The sequence below is a fragment of the Brevibacterium antiquum genome, assembly GCF_016107655.1.
GTDB classification, from domain to species: Bacteria; Actinomycetota; Actinomycetes; order Actinomycetales; family Brevibacteriaceae; genus Brevibacterium; species Brevibacterium antiquum.
The window spans coordinates 196,406-215,382 of sequence record NZ_JABASX010000008.1; the positions used below are offsets into that span (position 1 = coordinate 196,406).

Consider the following 18,977-nt stretch of genomic DNA (forward strand, 5'->3'; position numbering starts at 1 on the left):
CTTGCGTCCCCGTGTGCCGCTCGGCCCCTTGACGTCCTACTTCTTGACCTTCTTCGCTGCCTTGTCGATCATCGGGACGTAGCGCTCGAGCGTCCAGGGAACGGTGAGCGGGTTGATGATCGACGAAGCGGTGACGAAGGCCTGGTCTTCGGGAGCGACTACCGCACCGGATTTGATTGCCGGAATGTTGGAGTACACGCTCTGTGACTCGATCTCCTTCTTGCTCTTCTCATCGGAGTAGAAGGTGAAGATGAGGTCAGAGTCGTCAAGCTTGTCGGCGTTCTCGAGGCCGATGAGAGCCGAGTCCGTGCCCGGAGCATCGTAGTTCTTCTTGAGCTTGTTGATGATGGGATCGGGGGTCAGACCCAGAGCCGAGACCATCGCCACCCGCTGCTCATTGGGGTAGAAGACGCCGAGGGTGCCCGGTCCGTCGTTGTAGATGTAGGAGAATGTGAGTCCCTCGTATTCGGACCGCTTGGCTTCGGAGAGCTGCGTCTTGATGTCGGCGACGAGCCCCTCAGACTCCTTCTTCTGGCCCAGTGCCTTGCCGATGGTGGTGATCTGCTCATCCCATTCGATGGTCCACGGCTGCTTGGGGTAGGCAACCGTGGGTGCGATGGCGTCGAGCTGCTTGTACTGATCGGCGGTGACGCCGGACCACGGCGCGAGGATCACATCAGGTTCGAGCTCGGCGATCGCTTCGACGTCGAGCTCCGTATCTCCCTGGAACTGCGTGGGAAGCTTGTCCCCCTTCTCCTTCACAGCCTCATGGATCCACGGCATGTAGCCGGTGGCATCGCTGCCCCAGGCGTATTCCTCCATGCCGACGGGGGTCTTGCCCAACGCGATGGCTGTCTCGGTCGAGCCCTGGCCGAGGGTCACGACGCGCTTCGGTTCGGCCTCGATGACGGCCTTGCCCAGCGCATGTTCGATCGTGACGGTCTGGAAGTCGCTTGAGGCCGACTTCTCCGCATCCGCCGAGCCCTGGCTGCAGGCGCTCGCGCTGAAGGCGAGCGTGACGATGGTGCCTATGGCCATGGCCCGGCGAGAGAGATGAGCTGACATTCCTGCCCTTTCGACTGTGGGGATCGCTATCGACCCCTCAACATGAACATAGGACAGCCTAACTTAACCTTGTGGTGTTGGTGCAACTCGACTGCTCAGCTGCAATTCGTCTGCTCAGAGCAGAAACTCGTGCCACCGCAGCCGAAGGCTCTTAGGATCACACCATGGAACCACTTCGAGTCACGGACGGACAAGGCGATCAGGCCCCGGCGCTGCTGTGGCGCGAGACTCTCGGGCGGGTGCTGCGGCTGCGCCGCACCGAGCTGGCCCTGACCTTGGCACAGGTGTCGCGACGCTCGGGAGTGTCAACCCAATACCTGTCCGAGGTCGAGCGCGGCCTCAAGGATCCATCGTCGGAGGTCATCGAGGCAATCGCCGTGGTTCTCGGCCTCGCACTCCCTCAGGTTCTCGTTCTCGCTGCCTCGTCCATGACGAGAGCTGCGCCCGCGTTCTCCGTCGACGGGCGCTCAGCCCCGCTCAGCGGTGGGCGGGCGCAGCTCTCACTCGTGGCCTGATTTCACAGTCCGGTCGGCTCAGCTCGTCGTCTCAGCTCGTCCCGGAATCGAGCTGATTGGTTCTCAGCACTTCGAGCCGTGCCCGATACTCGGCTTCGTCGATATCGCCTTGGGCGAAGCGCTCAGACAGGGTCGCCTCCGCGTTCTTCGTCGATCCGAAACGGCCCTGAGCATCTGCCCAGGGTGGTCCCCCTGCTTGGCGCCAGCGACGCCGGTTGAGCGTGATGATGAGGGTGACGACCAATCCGATGATGAGCACCCAGAAGATCGGGATGAGGAAGAAGAGCGGCCAGGCCGCGGGTCCGTGTTCCATGTGCATGATGCCTCCTTGTCAGGAATCCACGTCGCTCGTGGATATGGCATCCATCCTTCGCCGGCGGGCGCCACGGCGAATCCCCCACCAGGAGTCACTTCAGGTACTCGCTGGGGATGAGCTTCTACTGGTCGCGCAGCCACCCAGGGGAGACCAACCCGGACTCATAGGCGAGCACGACCAGGTGGACCCTGTCGCGTGCGGCAGTTTTGGTCATGATGCGCGAGACATGGGTCTTCGCCGTCAGCGGGGAGAGGACCAGCCGGCCGGCGATCTCGTCGTTCGACAGCCCCTGACCGACGAGGGCGAGGACTTCGCGTTCTCGCTGTGTCAGGACGTCGAGATGCTTTGCCGGCTCCGCCCGCAGGCCCAAGGACATCCTCGACAACAGGTATTTGGTCACTTCGGGCGAGAGCAGCGCCTCGCCCTCGACAACGACGCGCACCGCTCTGATCAGGTCGACCGGCTCGGTGTCCTTGAGCAGGAACCCGCTGGCGCCTGCCCTGACCGCGCGCACGATGTACTCGTCGAGGCCGAAGGTCGTCACCAGCACGACCCGCACGTGGCCGAGGCCCGGATCGTCTGCGATCGCCTCGGTGGCCCACAGTCCGTCACCGCCTGGCATCCGGATATCCATGAGCACGACGTCGACCGGCGTCGCTGCCAGCTTCTCCAGCAGCTCCTCCCCACCGGAGGCCTGCACGCGCACGCTGATGCCCGGTTCCGCGTCCAACAGCGAGGCGAAGCCGGCGCGGACCAGCTGGTGGTCATCGGCGATCGCCACCGAGATATCGCTCATACCTGAGCCTGCCAATCTGCTCGTGCGTGTCCGCTGGTCCAGGGCAGCCAGACGCTGATGCGCGTGCCCTCCCCGCTCGCCGAGGTGATCTCGAAGGTTCCGTCGAGGAGCTTGGTCCTCTCCCGCATCCCGATGAGTCCGGTGCCCGAGTAGTAGTCTCGCCCGAGGCTCGCATTGTCGGTTCCGTGGCCGTCGTCGCCGATCTCGATGTGCAGGAACTCGCCGTCACGGAAGACTCTGACGTTCGCCTGGGTGGCGTGAGCGTGGCGGACCACATTCGTCAGCGCCTCCTGCACGATCCGATAGGCGGCCGCATCGGCGGCACTGCCGGGGGTCTCTCGAGTCCCGTCGGCTCGAACTTCGCGCGTGTCATCGAGGTGGATGGATGATCGGCCCGTCATCGCGGCGATGAGGGCCGGCAGATCGTCGAGGCCGGGCACTGGGGCCAGCGGCTCGGCCGTGCCTTCGCCGACTGTATCTTCGCCGACACTGGCTGTGTCGGGGTCGGCGGCGTCCGAGCGCATCGTGTGGAGCACGGAGCGGACCTCGTTGAGTCCCGTTCGGCTCAGCTCCTTGATGGCAGCGAGCGCACGCCTGGCCTGCTCAGGGTCGCGGTCGATGAGGTGTTCGCCCACACCGGCCTGCACGTTGATCTGAGACAGCGAATGGCCCAGCACATCGTGCAGGTCTCTGGCGATGCGCAGCCTTTCGGCCTCAATCACCTCATGGTGCCGGTCCCGAGCCTCCTCGGCCGCGATCCTCCTGCCCTCGCGCCTGCGCCGGGCGAAAGCTCCGATGCCCAGAGTAATGAGCAGACCGATCGTCGCAGAGGCCACACGCCCCACCGACCAGTCGACGTCGAAGAAGGAGCCGAGCAGCAGGGCACCCAACCAGACACCGGAGGCCGAGGCTATGGCCCAGATCTGGTGACCGCGGACCATGGCCACGACGAGAGCGAAGAGGAACGCCGCATAGAACGGTGTCATCTCAGGCCCGGTCAGCCCCTGCGCCCACATCCCGCCCGGCCCCTCCCCAGACCAGGACCGATTGCGTGGACCGTGGGCCCACACACCGGAAAGGCTGGATCTGGCCACTGCGGACCACACGACAATGTCGACCAGCGTCAGTCCGGCGATGATCGCGACTCTCGGGCCCGGCCAACGTGCGCACAGCAGGAAGATCATCGGGGACAGCAGGGCGACTGCGATGCGCACACCGCCGACCAGGGCATCGGCACCATCGTACGTGGCCATGAACACGGCGAAGGGCAGCTGCAGCAGCAGGGCCAGGACGCTCAGTGCAACCAGGCGCAGTCGAGGTCGATGACGAACACGACGATCAGCATCGGTCTCGCTCGCCTCGGCGGGGGCGCGCCTGGATCGGCTCATCCTCCGATCCTAGTCACTGCCGCCGGATTCGGCGTCGTACCAAGGGAGTATCCGACCGGACTACCCACGGAGTACAGCTGCCCGGGAGAACCTCAGAGGATCTGGTCGACGAGGCCGAAGTCCCGGGCCGCCTGCGCATCGAGGACGAGGTCCCGGTCGAGGTCGTCATGGATCTGCTCCATGCTGCGCCCGGTCCCCTGCGCCAGCATCGCCTCGACCTCCCGTCGTTGTCGGGCGATCTCGTCGGCAGCGACGATGAGATCGGGGATTGCCCCGCGTGCACCCTCGGCATGGGGTTGGCGCAGAACCGCACGAGCGTGTCCGAGCATCGAGCGCTGACCGGGCTCTCCGGCGGCCAAGAGCACCGCGGCATCAGCGGCCGCCTGCCCCACACAGATGGTCGCCACCGGTGCCCCGATGTGCTGCATCGCGTCGTAGATGGCGGTCATGGCCGTCAGCGATCCGCCCGGTGAGTTGATGTACATCTGGATCGGAAGTTCGCGACTGCTCGCCTCGAGGTGGAGCAGCTGCGCGATGACAGTGTTGGCCACCCCGTCGTCGATCGGCACGCCCAGGTAGATGATGCGGTTGCCCAGCAGGTGGGAATACACGTCGACGATCTTCTCCCCACCGCCCGAGCGGTCAACGACATTCGGAATCGTGTACTGGCTCATGGCGCACCGATCCCGCCGCGCAGATCGGCTGGGGAGTCGACGACGCGGTCGATGAGCCCGTAGTCGAGTGCCTGCTTCGCGGTGAACCACCGATCACGTAGGGAATCCTCGAAGATGCGCTCATATGTCTTCCCCGTCGCCTCGGCGATGCGGTGCAGGACCGAATCGCGGACGTTGCGCAGATCCCCGGACTGCAGTTCGATGTCGGCGGCGGCACCCCCGATGCCTGCCGATCCCTGGTGCAGGAGGATCCTGGCATGGGGCAGGGCGAGTCGTCTGCCGGGTGTGCCCATCATGAGCACGAACTGCCCCGCCGAGGCGGCCCACCCGAACGCCACCGTGACCACATCATTGGGCAGAGTTTCGATCGTGTCGGCGATCGCGTGCATCATCGGCACCGACCCGCCGGGTGAGTTGATCCACAGGTGGATGTCGCTGTGGGGATCCTCGGCGGAGAGGAGGACGAGGCGGGAGATGATCTCCATGCCGTTCTCATCACGCAGCTCCCCGTTGAAGACAACCGAGCGGTAGGCGTAGAGCATTCTCTGGGATTCGGGGATGGACGTCGGTGTGGGGGCGTCCTCCGGGTCGCCCCACCTCGGCGGGACTGGGACATTTCTGGTGTCGATTCGTCTGTTCATGTCACCACTGTGGCTCTCGCTGCGCCGGGCGGGAAGGTGTTTCTGCTCCAAGCGGGAGTCTGCCGCTGTGAGCGGACAGTGCCGCTTTCCCAGACGACGTGCAGTGCCGTCGTGATAAAATCAAGCGACGATTTCAACGGGAAGGTCGACCGGAATGCTGCTGAACCTGTGGATGACAGTTCAGTTCATCGTGGTGCTGTTGAGCGCCGATGTCGATTCGGTCATTCCCCAGTCGTCCATGCATCTGATCGTCCTCGTGCTTCTGGGCGCGGTGCTGCTGTCACCGGTGGCGCCTTGGGCAGCAAACGCTCTCGTCAGGACTCTGTCCCTGGCTCCCCACGGTCCCTGGATGCGACGCGAACGAACCGACGTTCGCGAATTCCGCATACCTGAGGAACCCGGGACTCCGGGCACCGCACAAGCCAGAGCCCCCTCCTTCGTCGTTCGCTCCTTCGCCTGAACGACGACTTGATCGCCGTGCCCCGAGGCACGGTCTCTGACGTCACTCCTGCCTGCTCCCTGAGAGCCTGCCCGTGTGTCGCCATGCGTCGTTGAGTCAATGAACCCCATGACGACATCACCACTGCTGCCTGCATGCTTATGCGCATCGGCGGCGCCCAGGAGGGCACTCACCATGAACATCTACGAATTTCCACCCATTGAACTGCTCGTCAACGCCGCCTATTGGGTCGTCACCTGGCTCTCGACCCTGCTCGAACCACTGGCGGGCAGCGCAAGCGCCGCGCTGGCCATCGTGGTGCTCACGCTCGTCATACGCGCCGTCCTCATCCCCGTGGGCCTGTCACAGGTCAGAGCCGGAAACACGCGACGTCGGCTGGCACCGAAGATCTCCGAGCTGCAGTCCCGACACAAGAAGAATCCCGAGCTCATGCAGCAGAAGATCATGGAGCTCTACAAGGAGGAGAAGGCCTCCCCGATGGCCGGCTGCCTGCCCGTGCTCGCTCAGATGCCGGTACTCATGGCCGTCTACGGCATCTTCATCCAATCCACGATCGGCGGGCATGCGAATGAGCTCCTCAATCATTCGCTGCTGGGCATCCCCCTCAATGCCGGCTTCGTCGGTCTCCTGGGTGGCGGGGATCTGACGGTGGTCAGTACTGCGGTCTTCGCCGTCATCGTCGTGATCATCACTGTCGTCGCCGCCCTGTCGCGGCATCTCCTGACCCCCGACATGCCGCAGACGCCGCCGGTCCAGGCTTCCACCACCGATCGACCCGCTATGCCGGACCTCTCCGGCGTGACCAGGGTGCTGAGCTTCATGCCGTTCATGACGGCGGTCATCGCCCTGTTCGTGCCGCTGGCGGCCACCCTCTATCTCATGACGACGACGGCATGGACCTTGGCAGAGCGTCTCGTACTCAACCGTGCCTTCAAAGTTGACGAGCAGGACGGGACCCAGCAGAAGATTCAGAGCAGCTCGGCTGCCTGAAGAGATTGTCAGGCTGATGGCCTAGCATCTGCGACATGAGCACACATCGAGACCTCGCGCGCCGCCTGGTGGATGAGCACGGTCGCACATTCGCAGCCGAGGCGGCAATCACGTTGCGGGACAAACCCGCTCCGCTGTGGCAGCTCCTCGTTCTCAGCCTGCTGCTGTCGACGCGGATCAGCTCTGATATCGCCATCGGAACTGCACGTGAACTCTTCTCCACTGGGTGGAGGACGCCCCAGCGCCTGCGCGAGAGCACGTGGCAGCAGCGAGTCGATGCGCTGGGGCGCGGAGGCTATCGCCGGTATGACGAGAGCACTGCGACCCGCCTGGACGAGGCAGCCGCACTCCTCATCGATCGGTGGAACGGTGACCTTCGGCGTCTGCGCGACGAGGCCGATAACGACGCTGCTCGAGTCTCGACGCTCCTGCAGGAGTTCACCGGGATCGGTCCCACCGGAGCCAGCATCTTCCTGCGTGAGGCGCAGCAGGTGTGGCCCGAGGTCGGACCGTTCACCGACAAGCTCGTTCACAAGGGAGCCAAGAACGCTGGCCTGCCCGAAGATACCGACGAACTGGCCGAACTGGTCGCCGGGAACGAGTTCGCGAATCTGGCCGCGGCACTCGTGAGAGTGGCTCAGAACCCTGGCCTCCTCGACGGCTGACCCCGGTCACGCGGGCGAAGGACAGAAGAAGGCCCGGGCCGGAGGAAGAATCCTCCGGCCCGGGCCCGCTCGTCGATTGAGCTCGCAGACAGCCTCTGACTCAGGCTGCCACGGGGACCTCGGCAGAGCCCGCGATCACGTGCAGCGCTCCGTCTTCGACGGTGGCGCTGACGGTTCCGCCCTCTGACACCGCGTCGTTGACGAGGAGGTCAGCGATGCGGTCGTCGAGCTCACGCTGGATCACACGCCGCAGCGGACGAGCACCGAACTCGGGTTCGTACCCGGCATCAGCAAGCCATTCCACAGCATCCTCGGACACGCTCAGGCTGATGTCCTGGTGCGCCAGGCGCTGCACCGACTGCTCCAGCTGGAGACGGACGATGACGCGCAGCTGCTCACGGTCGAGCCGCGAGAACATCACGGTCTCGTCGATCCGGTTGAGGAACTCGGGGCGCATGACTTCCTTGAGCTTGCCCATCACCTTCGCCCTCAGGTCCTTCTCGGTGACCTTCGCATCGGTGGAGCTGAAGCCCAGCGGGGTGCTGCCGGCCATGAACTCGGAGCCCAGATTGCTCGTCATGATGACGACGGTGTTCCGGAAGTCCACGGTTCGCCCCTGTCCGTCGGTCAGACGACCGTCGTCGAGGACCTGGAGCAGCAGATTGAATGCGTCCGGGTGCGCCTTCTCGACCTCGTCGAGCAGGATCACCGAGTACGGCTTCCGCCGGACCTGTTCGGTGAGCTGACCGGCTTCGTCGTAACCGACGTAGCCGGGAGGCGAACCCACCAGGCGCGATACGGTGTGACGCTCGCCGAACTCACTCATATCGAACCGGATCATCGCCGACTCGTCATCGAACAGGGTCGCTGCCAGAGACTTGGCCAGCTCCGTCTTGCCCACGCCCGTGGGGCCCAGGAACAGGAAACTGCCGATGGGACGGTTCGGGTCCCCCATGCCCATCTGTGACCGGCGAACGGCCTTGGACACTGCTGTCACCGCATCGTCCTGGCCGATGACACGACCATGCAGGACCTCCTCGAGCTGGGCCAGTTTTGTCTTCTGTCCCTGAGTCATGTTCCCCGCCGGTATTCCGGTGGCACGGGACACGACCTGTGCGATCTGGTCGGCGTCGACGACGCCGGGATTGGCGTCGGCCCCAGCCTGCACCGTGTCTTCGTCCGGGTTCTCGGCTGCATGCAGCTTCTCCCCAAGACTCATGATCTCGTCGCGGAGTTCTCCGGCGCGCTCATAGTTCTCTTCGCCGATGGCGGTGCTCTTCTCGGTTTCGAGCCGCTCGATCTCCGTCCGCAGAGCCTGGGCATCGATCTTGGGCCCACGACGCAGCGAAAGACGAGCCCCCGCCTGATCGATGAGGTCGATCGCCTTGTCCGGCAGGAACCTGTCGTTGATGTAGCGATCGGAGAGCTCCACCGAGGCGCGGATCGCCTCAGGTGTGTACGTCACGTTGTGGTGCTCGGCGTAACGGCCCTTGAGCCCCTCGAGGATCGCTACAGCATCCTCGATGTTCGGTTCTCCGATCCGCACCGGCTGGAACCGACGTTCGAGAGCTGTGTCCTTCTCGATCGTGCGGTATTCCTTGAGCGTGGTCGCGCCCAGCAGGTGCAGATCTCCTCGGGCCAGCCTGGGCTTGAGGATGTTGCCGGCGTCCATCGAGTTGGATTCGCCGTTGCCGCCAGCACCGACGAGGGTGTGGAGCTCGTCGACGAAGACGATCATCTCGCCATCTTCGGCGATCTCATCGAGTGCGCCTGTCAGACGCTCCTCGAAGTCGCCGCGGTAGCGTGTGCCCGCGAGCATTCCCGGCAGGTCGAGTGCGATGACTCGTTTGCCGGAGAGCTGAGCCGGGATCTCGCCGCTGTGGATGGCCTGAGCCAGTCCTTCGGCGATCGCTGTCTTGCCGACGCCTGCCTCGCCGAGGAGCACCGGGTTGTTCTTGGTGCGACGGGCCAGGATCTCGATCGTCTCCTGAATCTCATCAGCACGTCCGATCACCGGGTCGAGATCACCATCGGCTGCCAGAGCCGTGAGATCCGTCCCGAAGCGCTGGAGCATGGTCTCTTCCGACTGCCCGGCTCCGGGACCGCCTTGCGGATCGCCGGCCTCAGCAGCCTCGGCTCCGGCCTGCAGCCGCTCCTGCGTCACGCCCGCCTGGGCGAGGATGCGACCGGCAGGCATCTCGTGGTTGAGCACAAAGGCGAAGAACAGGTGCTCCGGGTCGACGTAGGTCGAGCCGAATGCCCGCGCTACCTGGTAGGCATCAAGGAGGGCACGCTGACCGGAACCGGTCAGGGTCAATGCTCCCTCGGGTTTCGTGCTCGAGGATGCGGGCAGGCGCTCCTCAACGGCGTGGGCGACCTGTTCGGGGTCCGCGCCAGCTTGGCGAATCGCCGAGATGCCGGGTTCGGTCTCTGCCATCGTGCGCAGAATGTGCAGGGCGTCGACCTCCGACTGACCGTGCTCTCTGGCATAGTCAGCGGCGTTGTCGATGACCTCGTGACTGCGCTTGCTCAGCAGCTTGTTGATGTCGACGCTGCGCCCCTGGCGGGCGCCCTGTTGTCCTTGCAGAAAACGGGCAAGGAACTCGTCGAATGAATCTCCGCCAGAGCCGGCGGATCCGAAGAACGTAGCCAATCTGACCTCCTGTCGAAAGTTGAGCCTATACGACTCAATCAACGACGAAGGCGGTGGTCTTATTCCCGAGTGCCGACTTCGACTCCCCGACTAGCCCTTCGAGGGCCAGCCGTTGGGCTCGCAGCCCTGCAGGCCCTTGGTCTGCTGCTGCATGAGCGGAGCGGTCTCACCGGAGCCGGGGCAGGATTCATGGCTGTGGCCCAGTGCGTGCCCGACCTCATGGTTGATGAGGTACTGCCGATACTGGGTAGTGTCGTCGAATTCGTCTGTGGCAGACACCCAGCGTTTGGCGTTGAGGATGACATTGTTGCCGTTGCGACACGAGAGCTTGCCCAGGGTGCGCAGCGGCAGGCACATCTCGTCGACCGTGTCGGGGCTGGCGATGGAGATCATCGCGTCCTGGCCCTCATCGACCATTTCGATCGAGACATCATCGAGGTCCTGCCAACCGCGTTCGTCCTGGAGAGTGGTGATGATGAATGCGGCCGCCTCGTCGACGTCGATCGGGAGATTGTCCTCGACCCGCAGTGCGACCGTGAAGGTCTTCCCCTCCCTGTTCGGACCGGTCTCCTTCTTCGGGCGGTCCCATTCGCCGCTGCCCTTCATATCGATGTCGGACTCACTCACACCGGCAGCACCGGCGGAATCAACGTCGGGCTCGGCAGACTTGCTGGGTGCCGGGGACTTCGTCGGCGACGCCGACTCACTCGGCTGCGCAGAGGCCGGACTCTCACCGGACGCGACCGTCTCGCTCGAGGACGGTGCAGGCCTGGTCTCCTGCCCCGAGTCCGGCGCGCAGGCACTGAGCACGATGAGCAGGGATGCGGCAACCATCGCCGAGGCGGTCCGCAGCGGACGTCGTGAGTGCAGTGGGCCTTGTGAATAGCGGGGAGTTCTCGACACTCTGCCGAGTCTAGCGTTCCTGTGCCCGTTCCCGGGCGGTTCGACTCAGAACGCGAGTTCTCCCCCGGGACCGCGCAGGCGCGCACGCAATCGGCATTCCGGCCCCTCGACGACCTCGGTGTCACCAGCGTCGAGCACCTCGAGCACCTCCCGCGCCGCCTCGGGCTCCGGGGATTCCACACGGAATTCGAGCAGCTCCACGGAAGGGAGCGGCGCCTCGGCGGGGTGGGTCGACTCTCCCCAGTCGATGAGGAACGGCTGCGCACCGTCGTGCGGCAGGGGCGAGCGGGAGGTCAGCCGCCATTCGAGGAGGTCGCCCTCGGCGGTCTCCCGGGACATGTCCCTGACCTCACCGAAGTCGATGTCGGCGGAATTCGCACCGGCGACCTTCGCGAGGAAGGCATGTGGGTGGATCGCCCAGGTCTGCAGGGTCAGACCCTGCGCCAGATGTGCATCCAGCGGCAGGATGCCGTCTGCCGGTGGCTTCTGCTGTGCGTCCGGCCCCAGTATCTCAAGGTAGGCATGTGCGCCGGCGTCCCAGCCTGTTGGGGCAAGTCCGACAAGATAGTTCGCGGTTCCTCGGCCGGGGTGACTTCCTCCGGCGACGGGGCGGACCCCGGTGAGGCGCTCGAATTCAGCAACTCCAGCGTCGAGTTCAGGCACCGTGATGATGAGGTGGTCAAGATTGGCGGGAATCGTACTCAGATCGTCCATGATCCACCGGGACCTTTCAGTGTGGCGTGCAGGGTTTCTGTGACTCCTGCCTCAACCTCGATGGTAGCCCCCAAGGATCGCAGAACTCTGGATGTTGTGTCCACATCTGGGCTCGTCGCCCAGAACCGCTCGAGGCGAACAGTGGGCATCGCCTGCCGTGCGGGATGCACAGAATCCTTCCAATCGATGAGGAAGGGCTGAATTCCGCCCAGCGCCAGCGGTGTCCGCCTCGTCAGTCTCCATTCGAGAAGCGCGCCTTCGGGGGTGCGGCGGGTCATGTCGTGAACCTCGCCGAGGTCGATGTGCGGTTCGATTGATCGTGCGGCTGAGGTGACGAGTCCGTCGAAGTCGGCCGGGTGGATCGCCCACCGCTGCACAGTGGGCTCGGTGATCCCCGCCAGGCGCGAAGCCGCGAGGCCCGGATCCTGTTCGGGGTCGGGGCCGAGGATCTCAAGGTAGATATCGCGACCGGCCCCGGTACCGACCCCCTCGAGACCAAGCAGAGCATTGGCCGTGCCCAGGCCCGGATGAGCGCCACCCGGAATAGCCTCCACACCAAGAATGCCGTGATATTGCTCAACACTTTCAGCGAGATTGGGCACGGCGATGACGAGATGATCGAATTCCGGAGGCAGTGACATGACTCAATGTTAAGCGATCAGATTGACGGTCAGCATGCCGATGCGCTTAACTCAAAACATGCAGATACTCCCAGAGGCCCGAATGCTGTGGCGTCGGATCCACATTGACCTCAAGAGGCTCACCAGCTCCAATTGTTGAGCACCTGACCACACCCCCCGTTCGGTTTCATCTGCACAAAGGACCACATTCCATGACGGACCTCCGTCCAGCCACCTCGGCGAACCTCACTCGAGCCTACGGGCGACGCAACTTCCTCAGCCTCGGGCTGGGGCTGGGCACGATCATCACCCTCAGCGCGTGCACCCCCACCGACGATGTTCCACTGCCCGAGGGCGGCGACCCGGTGCAGGGCGGAGTCCTCACCTACTTCGAACCTCAGACCTGGACGCTGCTCTACCCACCCTCGGTCGGGTTCTATCCCAACGGAGGCATCATGAACAACATCTCCGCGCGTCTGCTGTGGCAGGACCCGGAGACTCTCGAACTCCACCCCTGGCTGGCCACGCAGCTGCCGGAGATCAACGGCGATGCCACCCAATTCACGTTCACGATCCGCCGGGGCGTGACCTACTCCGACGGTTCAGCGCTGACGGCGCAGAATGTGGCGAAGAACTTCGACCTCTTCGGCAGAGGCGACGAGACCCGCACTCTCCCGGTCTCCGAGCAGATCTCGAACTATGAGAGCAGCGAAGTTCTCGACGATCATCGGGTCCGCTTCCACTTCAGCGCCCCCTCCCCGGGGTTCGCCCAGGCGACATCGACGATGAATGCCGGTCTGCTCGCCGATTCGACACTGGGACTCGACGCCGAGGGATTCGGTCCCGGCGGTGCCACACAGATCCACACCTGCGGTCCGTTCCACATCACCGAGGAGACGATCGGGACGAAGCTGTCCGTGCGCGTCCGCGAGGACTACGACTGGGCGCCACCGCACTTCGACCACCAAGGCCGAGCCCACCTCGACGGCATCGACTACCTGGCCAACAATGAGTACTCGGTGCGCATCGGAGCCGTGCTCTCCGGGCAGGCCGACGGTGTCCGCGACGTCCAGGCCCCCGACGAACCTCGGGTGAAGGAACAGGGTCTGAGCCTCTACGCCAAGGCCACGAACGGCATCAACAACAGCATCAACTTCCGTTTCCGACACGAGCTGCTGTCCGACCTCAAGGTCAGGCAGGCCATCATCGCCGCCGTTGACCGGCAGGAGATCGTCGACAAGCTCTTCACCCCCAACTACCCTTTGGCCACCGGGCTCTTGGCCAAGGGAGCCATGGGCTACAAGGACCAGTCCGGATCCTGGGTCCATGACCCCGACGAAGCGAACCGACTGCTCGACGAGGCAGGCTGGTCCGAACGCAATGACGCCGGCTTCCGCGTCAAGGACGGCCAGGTCATGGAGCTGGCCGTCAATATCGCGTTGCCGCAGCCACGGTCGAATGAGGTGCAGACGCTCATCCAGCAGCAGCTGCGCCACGTCGGCGTGCGCCTGTCCATCAATCCCGGTGACCAGTCCAAGCAGACCCTGGACGCCCTCGATCTCGATCGCGTGCAGATCTATCATTCGATGGTCGCCCGCGCGGACTTCGACAATCTGCGGTCGAACTACTCCTCGGTCAACCGCGATGCCTTCCTCAACGGGAAGGACCGTGACGAGGCTGGTGATGAGAGCATCGATCCCGAGATCGACCGACTGCTGGACGAACTCGCCTCGGAACCCGTGACGAAGAAGCGGCAGAAGGCCGCGGAGAAGGTCCAGGACTACCTCGTTGAGAACGCCTATGTGCTGCCGTTCTTCGAAGAGCCCCAGGTCTTCGCCTTCCGCCGCCGCGTCAACGGCTTCGCGACCGAACCGGTGGGTCGCCCCGACTTCTACAGCACATGGTTGGCAGGTCAGAAATGATCCTCGACGTCCGATATCTCTTCCTGCGCCTGGGGCAGGCTGTTCTCGTCCTCCTCCTCGCATTCACCGCGGCCTTCATACTGCTCAGCCTCATCCCGGGCGACGGCGTCACCGCCAGGTTCGCCGACCCGGCACTGGGCCTCTCAGCCGATCAGATCGCCACGATCCGGACCGAGACCGGGGCCGACGAATCCTGGATCAGCCGCTACTTCCTCAGCCTGGGCGGGTTCCTCACCGGCGACTTCGGGTTCTCCGTTCAGACCGGGGCCGCCGTGTCGACGATCATCACCGCGGCCCTGCCCTCGACGGCGGTCCTCGCCCTGTCCGGGTTCGTCTCAGCCGTGGTCCTGGCCGTGGTCATCGCGGTGCTGGCGACCTACGGGCCATTTCGCTGGCTGCGCAAGATCCTCGACTCCGTGCCCAGTCTGTTCATCTCGATTCCCGTGTTCTGGCTCGGTATCCTGCTGATCCAGATCTTCTCCTTCCAGCTCGGGTTCGTCTCCGCGGTCTCTCCCACCCCCGCCGAGGCGCTCGTCCTCCCGACCCTGACCGTGGCGGTTCCGCTCTCGGCCCCGATCGCGCAGGTCCTCATCCGCTCCATCACCGATGTCAAGGCCTCCGGATTCGTCAAAGTCACCTCGGCGAAGGGCGCGAGCGAACTGTGGATCCTCGTCCACTCCGTCGCCCGCAATGCGATCCTGCCCGGGCTGACGATCATCGGCCTGGTCTTCGGCGAGCTCGTCGCCGGCGCCGTGGTCACCGAAACCGTGTTCGGGCGCAACGGCATCGGCCAGATCACGGCCCAGGCAGTGACCCACCGCGACAATCCGATCCTCCTGGCCGTCGTCGTCATCGCGACTCTGACGTACGTGATCATCAACCTCATCGTCGACCTCCTCTATCCCGTCATCGACGTACGCCTGCGTTCTGGGGCAGGAACCACCTCGGCGGGGAAGAAGCCTGCCGACGAACCAACTCGCCGAGCGCTGACGACCACCGCTGCCAGCGTCGGAGTCGACCTCGACTGGGACGAGAAGGACACGCACTCATGAGCCTCATCGACACCTTCGCCCGCACCCCCGGCACCGGCTCGCCGCGTCCGGCATCGAAACGGCGCAGCCGCACCCGGGCGAGCATCGGGCCCGCCACCATCATCTCCGGGCTGGTCCTGCTCATCGCCGTTGCGTGGGCTCTCTTCCCGGCGCTGTTCACCCACCATGATCCCAATGACGGCGGAACCACTCCCGCGCTGCTGGCCCCGAGCCTCGACCATTGGTTCGGCACCGACCAGACCGGCCGCGATGCCTTCACCCGCGTCGTCTACGGCGCATCTCAGTCCCTGCTGGCCGCGCTCGTGGCAGTGGGCGTCGGCCTTGTCGTGGGAACGGCGATCGGACTCATCGCCGGCACCCGCCGCGGCTGGCTCGACGATGTGCTCATGCGCTTCATCGACGTGCTGCTCTCGATCCCCGCGATCCTGCTCAGCCTCTCGATCGTCATCGTCTTGGGCTTCGGCACCATCAACGCGGCCATCGCCGTCGGTGTCACGGCCATCGCCCAGTTCGCACGCCTGTCGAGGTCAGAGGCGGTGCGAATCAACACAAGCGACTTCGTGGCCGCAGCCTACGGCTCGGGCGGCACCTTCTTCTCCGTCCTCTTCCGCCACATCCTGCCCAACTCGATCTCGCCCGTCCTGTCCCTGGCCGTGCTGCAGATCGGATCCGCGATCCTCCAGATCTCAACCTTAGGCTTCCTGGGCTACGGCACTCCCCCGCCGACACCGGAATGGGGCCTCATCATCGCCGAGGGCCGCAACTTCGTGGCCACCGCCTGGTGGCTGACGGTGCTGCCCGGCTTCGTCGTCATGGCCATCGTCCTGGCCACCCATCAGATCGGCAACACCCTGCGAAAGGCGACATCATGACCGAGAGCGCACCGCTGCTGTCCGTCCAGGATCTCAGTGTCACCTACTCCCAAGCAGCGGCCCCAGCTGTCGACGGCGTCTCGTTCGCCGTTGCTGCCGGGTCGATGACCGCGGTCGTCGGCGAATCCGGGTCCGGGAAGTCGACGACCGCGAACGCGGTCATCGGTCTGCTCCCGGACTCCGCGCAGATCACGGGTGGGCGCATCCGGTTAGGCGAGGTCGATCTCGGTGCGCTGGGCGCCAGCGCCTGGCGGGGAGTCCGCGGCAGTCAGATCGGCTATGTTCCCCAGGACCCCGGCAGTTCCCTCAACCCGCTGCAGACCATCGGGAAATCCGTCGCCGAGGCGCTGCGCATCCACAAGCGTGCCGACCGGAAGTCCGCCCGCGCCCAGGTCATCGACCTGCTGGCCAAGGTCGGCATCGATCGTCCGCGGATGCGTGCCGACCAGTTCCCGCACGAGCTCTCCGGAGGCATGCGTCAGCGGGTGCTCATCGCATCGGCCATCGCACTGCGTCCACGTCTGCTCATCGCCGATGAGCCGACCTCGGCGCTTGACGTGACCGTGCAGAAGCAGGTTCTCGATCTCCTCGATGGGCTACGGGCCGAGACCGGGATGGGCGTCCTCTTCATCACTCACGATCTGGCTGTCGCCGGTGAACGCGCCGATGATGTCGTCGTCATGCAGTCTGGGAAGGTCGTCGAAGCCGGTCCGGCAGCTCGGATCTTCTCCCGCCCTGCGACCGACTACACCGCCCGACTGCTCGCCGATGCTCCGGCGTTGAAGACGAAGGCGCGCCACACCGCGGCCGCCGAGGACTCGCAGGCAGACTCGTCCTCGGCCGCCTTCGTCTCCGTCGAGGGACTGGCTCAGGTCTATGCCCGCAACGAAGATCAGGTCATCGGCGTCGACGATGTCTCGCTGAGCGTTCAACGTGGGACCACACACGGCATCGTGGGCGAATCCGGGTCCGGCAAGACGACAACCGGCAAGGCCCTGGCAGGGTTCCTCACCCCGCAGTCCGGGCGCATTCGCATCGGCGATTTCGACACCGCCGATTCTGTGAAGGGCAATGCCGCACGCGTCCGCCGTCGGGACTTCCGACGCAGAGTCCAACTGGTGCACCAGAACCCGTATTCGGCGTTGGACCCGAAGCACTCGATTCGGCAGATCCTGACCGAGCCCCTGCGCAATTTCCGCATCGGGACCAGGGCTTCGCGTCCCGGACTCGTCGCCGAGGCCCTTGACCGGGTGTCGCTGCCGAGAGAGTTCCTCGACCGGCGGCCGCAGGAGCTCTCCGGCGGTCAGCTGCAGCGAGTGGCGATCGCCCGGGCGCTCATCGCCGGTCCGGAACTCGTCGTCTTCGATGAAGCGGTCTCCGCCCTCGACGTCACCGTGCAGGCCCAGATTCTGGACCTCCTCGATGAGCTCCAAGTGGAGCTTGGTCTGACATATGTCTTCATCTCCCACGATCTTGCTGTCGTGCGTCAGATCGCTGATACGGTGTCGGTGATGTCGCAGGGACGCCTGATGGAGAACGGACCGACGGAGGACCTCTTCGCTCGCCCGCAGACACACTACACACGCACCCTCCTCGACGCGATCCCCCACCCAGTGATACTCCACGGCGGCGAGGACGCGAAGAATCCGACACCGCTCGCAGCCGCAGAAAGATGAGACCACCACGATGACGAACAGCTCCCCCGGGCCCCGGCTCGGATTCTTCACACGCCTGCTCGAGGACGCTCCGGCCGATCAGCGCTACCGGTTCGCGCTCGAACAGATCCAGACGGCCGAGACCCACGGCTTCGATTCGGCCTGGGTCGCCCAGCACCACTTCTCCGCGGCCGAGGGTGGTCTTCCCTCCCCGCTCGTGTTCCTCGCCCATGCGGCGGCGCAGACGTCTCGGATTCGGCTGGGCACAGCGATCATCACCCTGCCGATGGAGAACGGTGTGCGTGTGGCCGAAGACGTCGCAGTCACCGATGTGCTCTCCGGCGGACGCCTTGAGATCGGACTCGGTTCGGGCGGAAACCCCAAGTCGTTCCCGGCCTTCGGCACCAGTTTCGATGTCCGCCGCGAAGTCTTCGCAGACAACCTCGCCGCGCTGAAGACTCTGCTGGCAGGGAGATCATTGGACACCGGACACACCCTCTACCCGCAGGCCTCCGGCCTGTCTGACGGTCGCGGACTCTCCGAACGACTCTGGCAGGCCACTTTCTCCTCCGGCGGTGCCGGAGCGGCCGGTGCCGCGGGTGATGGCCTCATGCTCTCTCGCACGCAGCCCCGGCCACAGGACAATCCAGGGGCACCCCTCGACGAGGTGCAGCTGCCGGTCATCGACACCTATCTGTCGAACCTGCCGGCGGGGATCGAGCCACGCATCCTCGCCTCCCGCACGGCCGTCGTCGCCGAGGCCAAGGATCTGCCCGCGCTGCGTGCGCTGACGGAACCGGCGCTGCGGTCCGAGGCAGACCGCCTTGTCGGCTACGACACCTCGGGCCTGAGCCTTGATGAGCTGCTCGTCGCCACGGATACGTTCCTGGGCACCCCCGAGCAGGTCGTCGAACGCCTCTCGACAGACCGTGTCCTCTCACAGGCCACCGACATCAGCTTCCAGGTGCACTCGGTGCCCGCGACGAATGAGACCACCCTGCGGTCCATCGAGCTGTTGGCCACCGAGGTGGCACCGGCTCTGGGACTGACATTGACGACAGAACAGGCGGCCTGAC

General features: G+C 64.9%; 20 protein-coding genes. 10 read left to right on the plus strand and 10 right to left on the minus strand.

Annotated features, from left to right (window positions below; genetic code table 11):
- Positions 1–36 precede the first annotated feature (36 nt).
- Positions 37–1,065 (minus strand): iron-siderophore ABC transporter substrate-binding protein, encoded by a 1,029-nt coding sequence (locus JFC13_RS14665; protein WP_198397797.1) that lies wholly within the window; start codon positions 1,063–1,065, stop codon positions 37–39.
- Positions 1,066–1,229: 164 nt separating this feature from the next.
- On the opposite strand from JFC13_RS14665, the gene JFC13_RS14670 reads away from it, so the two are divergent.
- On the plus strand, positions 1,230–1,580 hold the full coding sequence (locus JFC13_RS14670) for a helix-turn-helix domain-containing protein (RefSeq protein ID WP_198397798.1): 351 nt from the start codon (positions 1,230–1,232) through the stop codon (positions 1,578–1,580).
- A gap of 31 nt (positions 1,581–1,611) precedes the next feature.
- On the opposite strand, the gene JFC13_RS14675 is transcribed toward JFC13_RS14670, so the two are convergent.
- The 5 genes from JFC13_RS14675 to JFC13_RS14695 form a co-directional block, all read right to left on the minus strand.
- Positions 1,612–1,899 (minus strand): SHOCT domain-containing protein, encoded by a 288-nt coding sequence (locus tag JFC13_RS14675; RefSeq protein ID WP_198397799.1) that lies wholly within the window; start codon positions 1,897–1,899, stop codon positions 1,612–1,614.
- Between the two features lie 118 nt (positions 1,900–2,017).
- Positions 2,018–2,692, minus strand: coding sequence for a response regulator transcription factor (locus JFC13_RS14680; RefSeq protein ID WP_198397800.1), 675 nt, complete (start codon positions 2,690–2,692; stop codon positions 2,018–2,020).
- Positions 2,689–4,080 (minus strand): sensor histidine kinase, encoded by a 1,392-nt coding sequence (locus JFC13_RS14685; protein ID WP_198397801.1) that lies wholly within the window; start codon positions 4,078–4,080, stop codon positions 2,689–2,691. Before JFC13_RS14685 ends, JFC13_RS14680 begins: the two co-directional genes overlap by 4 nt.
- Before the next feature lie 92 nt (positions 4,081–4,172).
- Positions 4,173–4,754, minus strand: coding sequence for a ClpP family protease (locus JFC13_RS14690; protein WP_198397802.1), 582 nt, complete (start codon positions 4,752–4,754; stop codon positions 4,173–4,175).
- Positions 4,751–5,395 (minus strand): ClpP family protease, encoded by a 645-nt coding sequence (locus JFC13_RS14695; protein ID WP_198397803.1) that lies wholly within the window; start codon positions 5,393–5,395, stop codon positions 4,751–4,753. Before JFC13_RS14695 ends, JFC13_RS14690 begins: the two co-directional genes overlap by 4 nt.
- 154 nt (positions 5,396–5,549) lie before the next feature.
- On the opposite strand from JFC13_RS14695, the gene JFC13_RS14700 reads away from it, so the two are divergent.
- The 3 genes from JFC13_RS14700 to JFC13_RS14710 all read left to right on the plus strand — a co-directional run bounded on the left by JFC13_RS14700 (position 5,550) and on the right by JFC13_RS14710 (position 7,510).
- A complete protein-coding gene (locus JFC13_RS14700) occupies positions 5,550–5,855 on the plus strand; it encodes a hypothetical protein (protein WP_198397804.1) in 306 nt (101 codons plus the stop codon).
- A gap of 174 nt (positions 5,856–6,029) precedes the next feature.
- Positions 6,030–6,845, plus strand: a complete 816-nt coding sequence (locus JFC13_RS14705; RefSeq protein ID WP_198397805.1) for a YidC/Oxa1 family membrane protein insertase — start codon at positions 6,030–6,032, stop codon at positions 6,843–6,845.
- A gap of 35 nt (positions 6,846–6,880) precedes the next feature.
- The gene (locus tag JFC13_RS14710) at positions 6,881–7,510 is read left to right on the plus strand and encodes an endonuclease (RefSeq protein ID WP_198397806.1); all 630 of its coding nucleotides are present in this window, start codon (positions 6,881–6,883) and stop codon (positions 7,508–7,510) included.
- 100 nt (positions 7,511–7,610) lie between these two features.
- Here the strand turns inward: JFC13_RS14710 and JFC13_RS14715 are convergent, their stop codons facing one another.
- The 4 genes from JFC13_RS14715 to JFC13_RS14730 all read right to left on the minus strand — a co-directional run bounded on the left by JFC13_RS14715 (position 7,611) and on the right by JFC13_RS14730 (position 12,421).
- Positions 7,611–10,163, minus strand: coding sequence for an ATP-dependent Clp protease ATP-binding subunit (locus JFC13_RS14715; RefSeq protein WP_198397807.1), 2,553 nt, complete (start codon positions 10,161–10,163; stop codon positions 7,611–7,613).
- A 90-nt stretch (positions 10,164–10,253) separates the two neighbouring features.
- Positions 10,254–11,066 carry a DUF3152 domain-containing protein gene (locus JFC13_RS14720; protein WP_332839427.1) on the minus strand — a complete coding sequence of 271 codons (813 nt, stop codon included), beginning with the start codon at positions 11,064–11,066 and terminating at the stop codon, positions 10,254–10,256.
- Positions 11,067–11,111: 45 nt separating this feature from the next.
- On the minus strand, positions 11,112–11,780 hold the full coding sequence (locus JFC13_RS14725) for a VOC family protein (RefSeq protein WP_198397808.1): 669 nt from the start codon (positions 11,778–11,780) through the stop codon (positions 11,112–11,114).
- Positions 11,768–12,421 carry a VOC family protein gene (locus JFC13_RS14730; RefSeq protein WP_198397809.1) on the minus strand — a complete coding sequence of 218 codons (654 nt, stop codon included), beginning with the start codon at positions 12,419–12,421 and terminating at the stop codon, positions 11,768–11,770. Before JFC13_RS14730 ends, JFC13_RS14725 begins: the two co-directional genes overlap by 13 nt.
- Positions 12,422–12,503: 82 nt before the next feature.
- On the opposite strand from JFC13_RS14730, the gene JFC13_RS20050 reads away from it, so the two are divergent.
- From JFC13_RS20050 to JFC13_RS14755, 6 genes are read left to right on the plus strand one after another with little or no spacing between them, the layout of a single operon-like run.
- Positions 12,504–12,560, plus strand: a complete 57-nt coding sequence (locus tag JFC13_RS20050) for a putative leader peptide (RefSeq protein ID WP_353843990.1) — start codon at positions 12,504–12,506, stop codon at positions 12,558–12,560.
- 52 nt (positions 12,561–12,612) lie between these two features.
- Positions 12,613–14,322 carry a TIGR04028 family ABC transporter substrate-binding protein gene (locus JFC13_RS14735; protein WP_198397810.1) on the plus strand — a complete coding sequence of 570 codons (1,710 nt, stop codon included), beginning with the start codon at positions 12,613–12,615 and terminating at the stop codon, positions 14,320–14,322.
- The gene (locus JFC13_RS14740) at positions 14,319–15,374 is read left to right on the plus strand and encodes an ABC transporter permease (RefSeq protein ID WP_198397811.1); all 1,056 of its coding nucleotides are present in this window, start codon (positions 14,319–14,321) and stop codon (positions 15,372–15,374) included. The genes JFC13_RS14735 and JFC13_RS14740 overlap by 4 nt, the downstream gene beginning before the upstream one ends.
- Positions 15,371–16,246: an ABC transporter permease gene (locus JFC13_RS14745; RefSeq protein WP_198397812.1), complete on the plus strand. Its 876-nt coding sequence runs from the start codon at positions 15,371–15,373 to the stop codon at positions 16,244–16,246. The genes JFC13_RS14740 and JFC13_RS14745 overlap by 4 nt, the downstream gene beginning before the upstream one ends.
- Positions 16,243–17,922 carry a dipeptide ABC transporter ATP-binding protein gene (locus tag JFC13_RS14750; protein ID WP_198397813.1) on the plus strand — a complete coding sequence of 560 codons (1,680 nt, stop codon included), beginning with the start codon at positions 16,243–16,245 and terminating at the stop codon, positions 17,920–17,922. Before JFC13_RS14745 ends, JFC13_RS14750 begins: the two co-directional genes overlap by 4 nt.
- A gap of 10 nt (positions 17,923–17,932) precedes the next feature.
- Entirely contained in the window at positions 17,933–18,976 is a 1,044-nt protein-coding gene (locus JFC13_RS14755) for a putative FMN-dependent luciferase-like monooxygenase (protein ID WP_198397814.1), read from the plus strand.
- The last annotated feature ends 1 nt before the right edge of the window (position 18,977 follow it).

Excerpts from the sequence above, each read along its gene's own strand:
- JFC13_RS14665 (WP_198397797.1), bottom strand. The coding sequence starts at position 1,065 with ATGTCAGCTCATCTCTCTCGCCGGGCCATGGCCATAGGCACCATCGTC.
- JFC13_RS14670 (WP_198397798.1), top strand. The coding sequence starts at position 1,230 with ATGGAACCACTTCGAGTCACGGACGGACAAGGCGATCAGGCCCCGGCG.
- JFC13_RS14675 (WP_198397799.1), bottom strand. The coding sequence starts at position 1,899 with ATGCACATGGAACACGGACCCGCGGCCTGGCCGCTCTTCTTCCTCATC.
- JFC13_RS14680 (WP_198397800.1), bottom strand. The coding sequence starts at position 2,692 with ATGAGCGATATCTCGGTGGCGATCGCCGATGACCACCAGCTGGTCCGC.
- JFC13_RS14685 (WP_198397801.1), bottom strand. The coding sequence starts at position 4,080 with ATGAGCCGATCCAGGCGCGCCCCCGCCGAGGCGAGCGAGACCGATGCT.
- JFC13_RS14690 (WP_198397802.1), bottom strand. The coding sequence starts at position 4,754 with ATGAGCCAGTACACGATTCCGAATGTCGTTGACCGCTCGGGCGGTGGG.
- JFC13_RS14695 (WP_198397803.1), bottom strand. The coding sequence starts at position 5,395 with ATGAACAGACGAATCGACACCAGAAATGTCCCAGTCCCGCCGAGGTGG.
- JFC13_RS14700 (WP_198397804.1), top strand. The coding sequence starts at position 5,550 with ATGCTGCTGAACCTGTGGATGACAGTTCAGTTCATCGTGGTGCTGTTG.
- JFC13_RS14705 (WP_198397805.1), top strand. The coding sequence starts at position 6,030 with ATGAACATCTACGAATTTCCACCCATTGAACTGCTCGTCAACGCCGCC.
- JFC13_RS14710 (WP_198397806.1), top strand. The coding sequence starts at position 6,881 with ATGAGCACACATCGAGACCTCGCGCGCCGCCTGGTGGATGAGCACGGT.
- JFC13_RS14725 (WP_198397808.1), bottom strand. The coding sequence starts at position 11,780 with ATGGACGATCTGAGTACGATTCCCGCCAATCTTGACCACCTCATCATC.
- JFC13_RS14730 (WP_198397809.1), bottom strand. The coding sequence starts at position 12,421 with ATGTCACTGCCTCCGGAATTCGATCATCTCGTCATCGCCGTGCCCAAT.
- JFC13_RS14735 (WP_198397810.1), top strand. The coding sequence starts at position 12,613 with ATGACGGACCTCCGTCCAGCCACCTCGGCGAACCTCACTCGAGCCTAC.
- JFC13_RS14740 (WP_198397811.1), top strand. The coding sequence starts at position 14,319 with ATGATCCTCGACGTCCGATATCTCTTCCTGCGCCTGGGGCAGGCTGTT.
- JFC13_RS14745 (WP_198397812.1), top strand. The coding sequence starts at position 15,371 with ATGAGCCTCATCGACACCTTCGCCCGCACCCCCGGCACCGGCTCGCCG.
- JFC13_RS14750 (WP_198397813.1), top strand. The coding sequence starts at position 16,243 with ATGACCGAGAGCGCACCGCTGCTGTCCGTCCAGGATCTCAGTGTCACC.
- JFC13_RS14755 (WP_198397814.1), top strand. The coding sequence starts at position 17,933 with ATGACGAACAGCTCCCCCGGGCCCCGGCTCGGATTCTTCACACGCCTG.